Origin of the sequence: Winogradskyella immobilis (genome assembly GCF_021887715.1) — a bacterium.
GTDB lineage: Bacteria > Bacteroidota > Bacteroidia > Flavobacteriales > Flavobacteriaceae > Winogradskyella > Winogradskyella immobilis.
Window position 1 is genome coordinate 1 of record NZ_JAIQXX010000018.1, and the last position, 12,748, is coordinate 12,748.

Consider the following 12,748-nt stretch of genomic DNA (forward strand, 5'->3'; position numbering starts at 1 on the left):
TAGCTTCACCGTGTATACTAACCTTATTTCTCTCTTTTGTTCTTTCTGATTAATATATCTAATGTAATAGATTGTAAACTTAAGACGTGTATAATGTATTAAGGTAATAGCAGTTTCGAAACAAACCCCAACGTGCATAAATCTAGATTATCAAATAAAATTAACGACCTTTGAAAGATAATTAATTTAAATATGAGATTCCTGCCTTCGCAGTAAGTTAACATGGCAAAACGCAATAACGATAACCAATCTATACAAGATGTGCTCAAAGCCTTTGTAGATACTAATAATTTACAATCTGGTTTAGACAAAGTTAATGTGCGTGAAGCATGGGCTAACCTTATGGGAAATGGCGTTAACAATTACACCACTGCAATAGAACTTAAACACCAAACTCTCTATGTACAATTAAGCTCTAGTGTATTACGTGAAGAATTAAGCTATGGTAATGAAAAAATTATAAAAATGCTCAACGAAGCCATTGGCAAAGCTATTATTACAAAACTCGTTTTACGGTAACTGAAGTATTAAAGACTATTAAACTTTTTATTAATAATTATTTAGTATTTTCATAACTTCATAATATTGAATACATGAAATACTTTAAGTTCCTGATATCCTTAATCTTAACTACTGGGATATTCTACGGATTAAACACCAAATTTGGCTCTATTCCACCTATCGGAAAATTTTTAAATCCTTATTCTGGAGTTTGGCAAAATGAAACCGATGAGATTATTAATGGTTCAATTAGTATTCCTAATTTAAAGGAAACTGTAACTGTTCATTACGATGATCAATTAATACCACATATTTTTGCACAAAATGAAGCAGATTTATATAAAGCTCAAGGTTATATCACTGCTAAGCATCGTTTGTGGCAAATGGAATTTCAAACGTATGCAGCCGCAGGCCGATTATCTGAAATTATTGGAGAAGGAGCTTTAAATTACGATCGACAAGAACGTCGACGTGGCATGGGTTACGGAGCAGAACAAACTTTAAAAGACATGCTTGCTGATCCAATTACTGGACCGCTAATGCAATCTTTTGCTGACGGAGTTAACAGCTATATCAATAGTTTAAGTCCTAATGATTATCCTGTAGAATACAAATTACTCGATTATGCTCCAGAACCATGGACTACAAAAAAGACGGCTAACCTGCTTATGTATATGACAAAAATGCTTGCTGGTGGTGATGATGATTTAGAATATACTAATATCCTTAGAAAGTTCGGTCAAGAACGTTTTGATATATTGTTTCCGGATTACTATCCTAATAATGATCCTGTAATACCAACAAACACTGATTGGAGTTTTATAGATGTTCCACAAACTCCACAACCGAATAGTCAAATAGTATTAGATTCTATTTCAGAAACTATAGAAAAACCACACCCAGATAATGGGAGTAACAATTGGGCTGTAAGTCCGGGAAAATCGTATTCTGGTAATGCCATCTTAGCTAACGACCCACATTTAGGTTTAAACCTACCTTCTATTTGGTTTGTTATGCAATTGGCTACTCCAGAGCATAATTCTTTTGGAGCCACTTTACCAGGTGCTTTAGGTGTAGTATCTGGATTTAACCAATATTGTGCATGGGGAGAAACCAATGCCACTCGAGATGTTATAGATTGGTATAAAATTGAATTTAATGACGATAGAACTAAATATAAACATGATGGTATTTGGAAAGATGTCACTGTACGTATAGAAGACATAAAAATAAAAGGTAGAGAAAATTATAAAGATTCTGTATTGTATACACATCATGGTCCTGTAACCTATGATAAAAATTATTTAGGTGACAATGCAAAAGCAGGTTATGCTATGCAATGGGTTGGCCATATGGGTGGCAACAATCAATTGACTCTAATAAAAATGAATCGTGGCAAAAATTATAACGATTATGTAGATGCTATTCAACATTTTATGGCGCCAGCGCAAAATTTTGTGTTTGCTTCAACTGAAGGAGACATTGCTTTATGGATCCAAGGAAAATTCCCTAACAAATGGAAAGGTCAAGGTCGCTTTTTAATGGATGGATCTAAATCTGAAAATGATTGGCAAAGTTACATACCTCAGCCATTTAATGCCCATACCAAAAACCCAGAGCGCGGTTTTGTTAGCTCTGCTAATCAACACCCATTTGATTCGCTTTATCCATATTATAACTATAATGATGGATATGAAGGCTACAGAAATAGAGTTATTAATGATTTTTTTAGAGCAAAAGAAAAGTTTACCATTCAAGATTTTAAAGATTTACATAACAATAATTATAATCTTAAAGCTGCTGATATTCTACCATTCATGTTAGAGAATATGGATATTAATAGTTTAAATACAGAAGAAAAAGAAGCGTATCATATTTTAAAATCTTGGAAATACAATAATGACATTGATGAAATTGCGCCTAGTTTATGGAGCAATTGGTGGTCTAAATTGTATCGTTTAACTTGGGATGAATTTAATATTGAAGACTTAGCGTTAAGTTGGCCATTTTCTCGACAAACCATGCATCTTTACAAAACCAAAGGAGATGATACTTTTATGGATATTATTGACACACCAGAAAAAGAAACAGCTAAAGATTTATTCCTTATTAGTTTTAAAGATGCCGTAAAATCTATTAATGAATGGAAAGCTAAAAATGGAGATTACAAATGGGGCGACTATCAAGCCACTTACGCTGGTCATTTATTACAAGCACTTCCTGCATTTTCACGTTTTAATATCCCAATTGGAGGTGGAAGAAGTATAGTAAACGCCACATCTGAAAATCATGGACCATCTTGGCGTATGATTGTTGAAATGACTTCACCACCAACAGCATTAGGCATATATCCAGGTGGCCAATCTGGAAATCCAGGAAGTAAATATTACGATAATTATATAGATGATTGGGCTGCCGGAAAATATAACACGCTCAATTTTATGCAAAGCGCAAATGGAGACTCTAGCGTTATCTCAACTCAAACACTAACACCAAATGAATAAGTCTATCATTAATTTTATAATAACCATTATACTCGCTTTTGTATTTTCTTTATTTCTGCCATGGTGGTCTGTAATGCTCGCTGGTTTTTTAAGTGCTTTGTTTGTGCCTCTAAAACATTCATCTGTATTTTTTATACCATTCTTAGCGATAGTTATATTTTGGGGTATTTATGCTTTTACATTAAGTAGTGGCAATGATTTTATTTTGGCAAAACGTATTGCAGTATTATTACCTTTAGGTGGTAACCCTTATGTTTTAATACTTGTTACAGGAATTATTGGTGGAATCGCTGCTGGCTTAGCCGCCATCTTTGGTAAGCAATGCCAATTATTATTAAAGAAATAAAGATTTACAAATGAAAGTAAAAGTATGCTTAATTCAAGATAGTCCTGTTTTTTTCGATAAAGACAAAACCATAGCTAAGATTGAAAATTTAGTGAAGACATATGCCAAGCAAGGTTGTGAGCTCATCGTATTTCCAGAATCTTTTATTCCTGGTTATCCACGAGGTTTTTCTTTTGGTGCTGTTATTGGTAGCAGAACAGATGAAGGTAGAGCATTATATACAGAATATTACAATAACAGCTTAGATATAGAAAGTGAGGATTTAAAACGTCTTGAAAAACTTTCTAAAACTGAGAATGTGTATTTGGTTATTGGAGCAACAGAAAAACAAAAAACAAACGGTAGTTTGTATTGTTCTATGCTCTACATTTCGCCTACCGATGGTTTACTCGGGACGCATCGAAAAATAAAACCTACTGGTACAGAACGTATTATTTGGGGAGAAGCTAATGGTGATGCGTTAGTGGCTTTTAACACTAAAATAGGAAAACTTGGCGGGCTCATTTGCTGGGAAAATTATATGCCTTTAGCACGTATGTCTATGTACAAAAAAGGTGTTGAAATATACATTGCTCCTACTGCAGATTCTAGAGATGAATGGACAGCAACCATGCAGCATATTGCTTTAGAAGGTCGTTGTTATGTTTTAGGATGTAATCAGTTTTTTACTAAATCCATGTATCCTGAACGTTATAAGTCTTTAGTAAAAAATGAACCGGAAAACCTATGTCGTGGCGGAAGCATTATTGTTTCCCCTTTGGGTAAAATTATAGAAGGCCCATTGTTTGATAAAGCTGGAGCGTTGATTGCAGAATTAGATTTAGATACAATTAGTCATAGTAAACTAGATTTTGATGTCATAGGCCATTATTCAAGAGATGATATTTTTCAGTTTAATGCTATCAATCAACCAGATATTATTCAAGAAAAAGATATAAAATCTTAGTCTTAGTTAACTTCTGGTATAAAAAGCGACATATCTTACATGAATACTTCTTTACTCTTTTTACCTGATATTTCTGGATTTACTGAATTTGTTCAAAATACTGAAGTAGAACATAGTCAGCATGTTATTTCAGAATTATTAGAGGTTCTTATAGAAGCTAATACTGAGCAATTGCAACTTGCCGAGATTGAAGGTGATGCCTTGTTTTTTTACAAAGAAAACGAAATCCCTTCTTTAGAAAGACTACTAGCGCAAGTAGAACACATGTTTACTGCATTTTATAGTCATTTAAAGCTTTTAGAAAAAAACAGAATCTGTCCTTGTAATGCCTGCTCTTCTGCACCTAAATTACAACTTAAAATTGTAGCGCATTGTGGTGACTTACAATATATAACTGTACAGAATAACAGAAAACCTTTTGGTGCTCAGGTTATTGAAGCACATCGTTTAATGAAAAATTCTGTAGCTAGTGATAATTATGTATTGTTGAGTGAAAATTTAACCAGTCATATTGGCTTAACAGAAGTATATCAGACTAAACTTTTCAACTTTAATCATGGTAATAATACCTACGATGGTAAACAGATTAATTATTTGTTTTCTATTATTGATAAAAACGAATTAAAACTAAAACCATTAAATCAGGCAAAGACAGTAAACCTAGATAAACCTGCAACATTAACTTTTGAAAAAGAGTTCCCTATTTCTGCAAATCAGTTATTAGAATATATTACAAACTACAGTTACAGAAAGCATTGGGTTAAACATGTCAATGATTTTGAATTTAAACATAATGAAGTTACGAGAATAGGAAGTGAACACGTTTGTGTTATTAACGAAGATCATTTTAATTTTACAACCATTATAAAAGATGTAAAACCAGGTGAATTAGTTTATGGAGAAAAGACAACCAGTCCACCGCCTGTAGATGAATTATATCAGTTTTTTGTTATAACCCCTTTAACATCCAATACCTGTAAATTAACTGTTGATGTTCACTTAGAAGCTAAATCTATTATTAAAAAAATGATAATTTTAATGTTTATGAAAAAAGCTATGCGCAAAAATATAGGTGAAAGTGTAGAACAATTATTTGTATTTGTAAACTCTAAAGAAAATAGCAGATAACTTGTTTTTATAATCGCACACAATAGAGTCTTTTATCGTTTTAAATTTTTATTCAAATTCATGATGTAATTCTTCAATAATACTGACCTAAAGTATAGTATTAATTAAAAGAAAATTCGTTCTATAAACAATTGTGTATTCCGTTTGGTCTTATTACTTTAGTTCTATGACTGAGGAAGCTATTGAAAAAGAAAACGCAGCAATTGCAAAAGCTTATAAAGAACTTTTAAAAGTAAGCTATCAAACTTTAAGCAGAGATGATAAAAAATTAATTCGTCATGCCTTTGAGGTTGCTCTTGATGCGCATAAAGAACAGCGCAGAAAGTCTGGTGAAGCTTATATTTTTCACCCTATTGCTGTTGCAAAAATAGTAGCTCAAGAAATCGGTTTGGATGCAACTAGTATTGCCGCAGCATTACTTCATGATGTTGTAGAGGATAATCCTAATTATACCATTGCAGATATAGAACGTCTTTTTGGAGAAACCGTAGCTCGAATCGTTGATGGGCTTACCAAAATATCTTCTTTAAAGAAGGATTTAGACGTGTCTTTACAGGCGGAAAACTTCCGCAAAATGCTGTTGACACTTAATGATGATGTTCGTGTTATTATCATTAAAATTGCCGATCGTTTACACAATATGCAGACTATGGACAGTATGCGTCCAGACAAGCAAGTTAAAATTGCATCAGAAACATTATACATATATGCACCACTAGCTCATAGAATTGGACTTTATAATATAAAAACAGAGTTAGAAGATTTAGGTTTAAAATATACTGAACCCGAAATTTACAATGACTTGTTTAATAAAATTAAGGATAGTAAAGAAGAACAAGATGCTTATATAAAAGCCTTTTCTAAAATAATAAAAGACTCTTTAAACAAAGAAGGGTTTGACTATGAAATTAAAGGGCGTCCAAAATCCATCTTTAGTATACGGCGTAAAATGGTAAAACAAGGTGTGTCTTTTGATGAAGTATACGACAAATTTGCTGTTAGAATTATTTACAGGTCAGAGGTAGAAGATGAGAAATTTATGGCTTGGAAAATATACTCTGTAGTTACCGACCATTTCACACCGAATCCTATTCGATTAAGAGATTGGATTTCGTCACCAAAATCTACAGGTTATGAAGCCTTACATATTACTGTAGTTGGACCTAAAAGTAATTGGGTAGAAGTTCAAATACGTAGTGAACGTATGAATGAGATTGCTGAAAAAGGTTATGCAGCACATTATAAATACAAAAACAAAGACGACAAGGAAGATAGCCTTGATATCTGGATTAATCGTTTGCAAGAAGCTTTAGAAAATAATGAGGCAGATGCTGTAGATTTTGTAGAGCAATTTAAACTCAACTTATATTCAAAAGAAATTTTTGTTTTCTCACCTAAAGGAGATTTAAAATCTTTGCCAAAAGGAGCCACACCTTTAGATTTTGCATTTAGTATTCATACTGAAGTTGGTATGAAAACACGTGGCGCAAAGGTCAATGGAAAATTGGTGCCTTTAAGTCAAGAATTACAAAGTGGAGATCGTGTAGAAATTTTAACTTCTGAGAATACAAAACCAAATACCAACTGGCTAGATTATGCGTCTACAGCACGTGCAAGAAGTAAAATAAAATCGTACCTCAATGCTGACAAAAAAGAAATGGCTGAAGAAGGTAAAGAAATTTTACGCCGCAAACTAAAACAACTTAAAATAACACTTAACGAGAAATCCGTTAATGAATTGGTGAGTTATTTTAAACTAAGTACTTCCTTAGATTTGTTTTATCGAATGGGTATTGGCAGTATAGATAATGCTATGCTTAAAGCATACGCTGCTTCTCGTAGTAATGTTTTTGTTAGTTATATAAAAAATAAAATACGTAAACCAGAAACTCCTAAGGATATCAATAAAGATGAAATTACATCTAATTATGATATGCTTGTCTTTGGTAAAGAAGAAGAAAAACTTAACTATACAATAGCCAATTGTTGCAATCCTATACCTGGTGATAAAGTTTTTGGTTTTGTAACCATAAATGATGGTATAAAAGTTCATAAAAAAAACTGCCCTAATGCATTAAGCTTACAATCTAATTATGCCTACCGCATTATGCAGGCAAAATGGATAGATTCTTCGCAACAAGAATACACATCACAAATTATACTTTCTGGATTAGATGATATAGGCCTAGTCAATGATGTTACTAAAGTTATTTCTTCTAATATGCATGTTAATATGAAAAGCTTAAGTTTTTCTAGTGATGACGGTATTTTTTCAGGAAAAATAACTGTTATAGTAAAGAACAAAACTATGCTTAAAAAATTAATGAGTAATCTTAAAAAAATTAATGGTATTGATAAGGTAACTAGAGTATAAATTTTGTTTAAATTTGTAGCTTAATATGAATGCAACTACAGGAGAAAGTAACCAAGAAATAGTAAAACGTGTTTTTACAAATTTTCTAGAAGAAAAAGGACACAGGAAAACACCTGAGCGTTATGCTATACTTCAAGAAATCTATGATAGCGAAGAACATTTTTATATAGAATCTTTATATATAAAGATGAAGAATAAAAATTATCGTGTAAGTCGTGCTACATTATACAACACTATAGAGTTACTTTTAGAATGTGCTTTAGTTCGCAAACATCAGTTTGGTCAAAATCAAGCACATTACGAAAAATCTTATTTCGATAAACAACACGACCATGTCATTTTAACTGATACTGGAGAGGTTATAGAATTTTGTGATCCTCGCATTCAATCTATAAAGAAAACTATTGAAGAGGTTTTTGATATTGAAATCAATAATCACTCACTCTACTTTTACGGAACAAAGAAACAAAACAAAACAAACTAACTTTTTATAATGGCAGTAGATTTACTACTTGGTTTACAATGGGGAGATGAAGGCAAAGGAAAAATTGTCGATGTATTAACCTCTAAATACGATATTATTGCACGTTTTCAAGGCGGTCCAAATGCAGGTCATACACTTGTTTTTAATGGAAGAAAACATGTGTTACACACTATTCCTTCTGGAATTTTTCATGATAACACAATTAATCTTGTCGGTAACGGTGTTGTTATAGATCCTGTAATCTTTAAAAAGGAACTCGATAAGTTAGACGAGCAAAATGTCGATTACAAAAAATCATTATACATCTCTAGAAAAGCGCATATTATTTTACCAACGCATCGCTTATTAGATGCTGCTAGTGAGGCTGCCAAAGGAAAAGCTAAAATTGGTTCTACGCTTAAAGGTATTGGTCCTACATACATGGATAAAACCGGTAGAAATGGTATACGTGTTGGCGATATAGAACTTTCTAATTGGAAAGACAAATATCGTGCCTTAGCAAATAAGCATGAAGCTATGATTGCTTTTTACGATGTAGATATCCAATATGATTTAGATGAACTCGAGATTGATTTCTTTAATGCTATTGAGACTTTAAAATCTTTAAAATTTATTGACTCAGAAGAGTATATACACCAAGCACAGACATCTAAAAAAACCATTTTAGCAGAAGGAGCTCAAGGTTCTTTACTTGATATCGATTTTGGAACCTATCCATTTGTAACATCTTCTAATACAACTGCCGCTGGTGCATGTACTGGTTTAGGAGTTGCTCCAAACCAAATTGGTAAAGTCTATGGTATTTTTAAAGCCTATACAACACGCGTAGGTTCTGGTCCATTTCCTACAGAATTATTTGATAAAGATGGAGAAACCATGGGACGTGTTGGGCACGAATTTGGTGCAACTACTGGTCGTCCTAGACGTTGCGGTTGGTTAGATTTAGTAGCTTTACGCTATGCTTGTCAAGTCAATGGTGTTACAGAACTTATTATGATGAAAGGAGATGTACTTTCTGGTTTTAAAACCTTAAAAGTATGTACAGCTTATAATTATAAAGGTGAAACGATTACACATTTACCCTATAATATAGAAGCAGAAAACGTTACACCTATCTATACTGAAATTAAGGGTTGGGATGCAGATTTAACAAGTATGACGGAAGCTTCGCAATTACCTGATGCGCTTAATGGTTATGTAGAGTTCTTAGAAAAAGAATTAAACATTCCTATTACTGTGGTATCTGTAGGTCCAGATCGTAAGCAGACTATTATCAGAAAATAATTAGCTTTTACACTAATTATTAGAGTGTTAAAAATAGGTTAACTCATACTAAAGCAAATCCAATACTGTTATTTGCATATAAATATTAGAGGTTTGAAGTTACTGAGATACATTATAATTACTTTATGCTGTTTTGTTACAATACCTGGTATTGCTCAAAATACTGAGAGTATTACTATAAAACATTCACCAGGAACATCAACTAAAAACGATGTCACTACGTTTCTTAGAGACAACTCAAGACAGGTGCATTTCGTTCATAAAGGCATTAATGTCTATTGTGACAAAGCCGTTTATTATCCTAAAGAAAAATTTATAGAAGCATATAGTAAAAGTCCAAGTAGAGTTCGTATGATTCAAGGAGACACAATAACAATGTCTGCCGATTATGTAGAATATAGTACTAAAACCGAACTTGCTTTTGCTAAAGGCAATGTTATACTTACTGAACCACAATCTACATTAACTACAGAAAAATTACATTTTGATCGCCTTAAACAACAAGCTTATTATGATGTTACAGGCAAAGTTGTTAGAGACACTTCAGGCACAATAACAAGTCAGATTGGTCGCTATTATATGAATACAAAAAAGTATCAGTTTGTTCAAGATGTTGTTTTAGTTAATCCTGAATACACATTAAATACTGAGCGATTAGATTTCTTTACCGAATCTGGGCATGCCTATATTTTTGGACCATCTACCATTGTTAGCGAAACTGATAAAATTTATTGCGAACGCGGTTTTTATGATACCAATGAAGATTTTGGATATTTTGAACGTAAAGCAAAAATCTATTATGACAATAGAGAAATTGAAGGTGATAGTATATATTTTGACAGAAAAATAAATTTTGCATCAGCCACTAATAATTTTAAAATGACTGATACAATAAATAAAACTGTTGCTAGAGGTCATTATGCTGAAGTATGGAAAGCTAAAGACTCCCTATTTATTACCAATAGAGCTCTAGTTGTTACTGCTCAAGAAGAAGATTCTATTTACATGCATAGTGATCGGTTTGTAGTTACAGGACCGCCAGAACATCGTATCACTAAATCTTATTACAATGCTAAAATTTATAAAAGTGATTTAGCGGGGAAAGCAGACTCTATACATGTAGATCATAAAACAGGATTGGCACAGATGATAAACCTTGCTCGATTTAGCAATAATGATGCCTTTGCTATAAAGCGCAAACCTGTACTTTGGAATCTAGGGAACCAAATGACTGGAGATACAATACATTTAATTTCGAATGTAGAAACAGAAAAATTAGATTCATTAAAAGTTTTTAATAATGCTTTTTTAGTAAGCAAAGACACTTTAAGTGAAGATGGTTACAATCAAGTTAAAGGAAAATTCTTAGTAGGTTTATTTAGAGATAATGAACTGTATAATGTAGATATTATAAAAAACGCTGAAGTTATCTATTACAATAGAAATGGTAAAGGCGAATTGGTTGGTATAAACAAATCTAAATCTGGAAGTATAAACATTCAAATTTCGAATAATAATATTGACGAAATTCGATTAATTCAAAAAGTAGATGGAGAATTAAGTCCTGAATCTTTATTTCCTAAAAATACAAGTCGATTAAAAGGTTTTGACTGGCGTGGAGAAGAACGTCCTAATAGCGTTGAAGATTTATTTAAAGACGATCCTCCTTTGGTTTTAAAAAAGATAAAAGGTCTTAAAGATTATGTGCCACCAGAAGATTTTTTCGACGAAGATTTAAAAGAACGTATAAAATCTGCTGAAAATAAAGAAAATACTAAGGCCGAAAATAAAGCCGCACGTAACCTTCCTAAGGCAAAATCAGATTCTAATTCAAAAAAAGAAAAACCAAAACTAGGACAACCATTACCTAGTAAAAAGAAAACTTCAGGAAACTAAAATGCAAGACGATTTCTTTACATATCAAGCGCAGACGACTCCACATCCTCTGGCTATGGAAATAAGTCATGCAGAAGGCTCATATATTTATGATACTAAAGGTAAAGCTCACCTCGATTTTGTTGCTGGTGTTTCAGCGTGTAGCTTAGGACATCGTCATCCTAAAGTTGTAGACGCTATAAAAAGCCAACTCGATAAATACATGCATGTCATGGTTTATGGAGAATACATACAAGAACCTGCTGTTGCATTAACCAAATTATTAGCCAAACATTTACCCGAGAATTTACAAACCACATACCTTACTAATTCTGGCACAGAAGCTATAGATGGCGCCATAAAATTAGCCAAACGTGCCACAGGACGAAGCGAAATTATTTCAGCGCATAATGCTTATCACGGTAATACTATAGGAGCTTTAAGTATTATGGGATACGAGACTCGAAAAAAACCTTTTAGACCCTTAATGCCAGATGTGCGTTTTATTCATTTTAATGATGAATCTGACTTAAGCCTTATCACAGAAAAAACAGCAGCTGTCATTTTAGAAACCATACAAGGAGGAGCTGGTTTTATAGAACCTAATAACAATTATTTAAAAAAAGTAAAAGCGCGTTGTCAATCTGTTGGTGCTTTATTAATTTTAGATGAAATTCAACCTGGATTTGGAAGAACAGGAAAACTTTTTGGTTTTGAACATTATAATTGTGTGCCAGATATTTTAGTCACTGGCAAAGGTTTAGGAGGTGGCATGCCTATTGGAGCATTTACAGCTTCAAATGCATTAATGAATACTTTAAAAGACAATCCTACTTTAGGTCATATAACTACTTTTGGAGGTCATCCTGTTATTGCATCTGCAGCATATGCAACTTTAAAAGAAATCACGACATCTCATCTTATTGCTGAAACATTTGAGAAAGAAGAAATTATAAGAACTCATCTTCAACACAAACATATAAAAGAAATTAGAGGTCGTGGATTAATGCTAGCTTTAATTACTGTTTCTGAAGAAATTACAAATCAATTAATCTTAAATGCAAAAGAAGAAGGTTTAATACTATTTTGGTTACTTTTTGAACCAAAAGCTGTACGAATTACTCCTCCTTTAACAATAAGTAGAGATGAAATTATTGAAGGTTGCTCTGTTATTATTAAGATTTTAGACCGTCTATAATAGTCTAATTTATTTTTAATCAATTCATAATTAAATACTTCAATTCGTTATTTGTAATAATTAAAAAAAATGCAGTTGTTAATTATTTTGTTAAAAACATTGAATCAA

The 12,748-nt window shown here is 32.4% G+C and carries 10 protein-coding genes; all 10 read left to right on the forward strand.

Features of this window, described 5'->3' with window-relative positions; genetic code table 11:
- Positions 1-222: 222 nt before the first annotated feature.
- Entirely contained in the window at positions 223-519 is a 297-nt protein-coding gene (locus tag K8Z87_RS11540) for a DciA family protein (RefSeq protein ID WP_227477720.1), read from the forward strand.
- 74 nt (positions 520-593) lie between these two features.
- Positions 594-3,005: a penicillin acylase family protein gene (locus K8Z87_RS11545; protein ID WP_227477721.1), complete on the forward strand. Its 2,412-nt coding sequence runs from the start codon at positions 594-596 to the stop codon at positions 3,003-3,005.
- Positions 2,998-3,351 carry a hypothetical protein gene (locus K8Z87_RS11550; RefSeq protein ID WP_227477722.1) on the forward strand — a complete coding sequence of 118 codons (354 nt, stop codon included), beginning with the start codon at positions 2,998-3,000 and terminating at the stop codon, positions 3,349-3,351. Before K8Z87_RS11545 ends, K8Z87_RS11550 begins: the two co-directional genes overlap by 8 nt.
- A gap of 10 nt (positions 3,352-3,361) precedes the next feature.
- Positions 3,362-4,297, forward strand: a complete 936-nt coding sequence (locus tag K8Z87_RS11555; protein ID WP_227477723.1) for a carbon-nitrogen hydrolase family protein — start codon at positions 3,362-3,364, stop codon at positions 4,295-4,297.
- Between the two features lie 39 nt (positions 4,298-4,336).
- Positions 4,337-5,425 carry a DUF2652 domain-containing protein gene (locus tag K8Z87_RS11560; protein ID WP_227477724.1) on the forward strand — a complete coding sequence of 363 codons (1,089 nt, stop codon included), beginning with the start codon at positions 4,337-4,339 and terminating at the stop codon, positions 5,423-5,425.
- A gap of 166 nt (positions 5,426-5,591) precedes the next feature.
- Positions 5,592-7,799, forward strand: a complete 2,208-nt coding sequence (locus K8Z87_RS11565) for a RelA/SpoT family protein (protein ID WP_227477725.1) — start codon at positions 5,592-5,594, stop codon at positions 7,797-7,799.
- Positions 7,800-7,824: 25 nt separating this feature from the next.
- Positions 7,825-8,283, forward strand: a complete 459-nt coding sequence (locus K8Z87_RS11570) for a Fur family transcriptional regulator (protein WP_227477726.1) — start codon at positions 7,825-7,827, stop codon at positions 8,281-8,283.
- Between the two features lie 9 nt (positions 8,284-8,292).
- Positions 8,293-9,567 (forward strand): adenylosuccinate synthase, encoded by a 1,275-nt coding sequence (locus tag K8Z87_RS11575; protein ID WP_227477727.1) that lies wholly within the window; start codon positions 8,293-8,295, stop codon positions 9,565-9,567.
- A 93-nt stretch (positions 9,568-9,660) separates the two neighbouring features.
- Complete coding sequence (locus K8Z87_RS11580; protein WP_227477728.1) at positions 9,661-11,463, forward strand: OstA-like protein; 1,803 nt, start codon at positions 9,661-9,663, stop codon at positions 11,461-11,463.
- Between the two features lies 1 nt (position 11,464).
- Entirely contained in the window at positions 11,465-12,640 is a 1,176-nt protein-coding gene (locus K8Z87_RS11585; protein WP_227477729.1) for an aspartate aminotransferase family protein, read from the forward strand.
- Positions 12,641-12,748 lie beyond the last annotated feature (108 nt).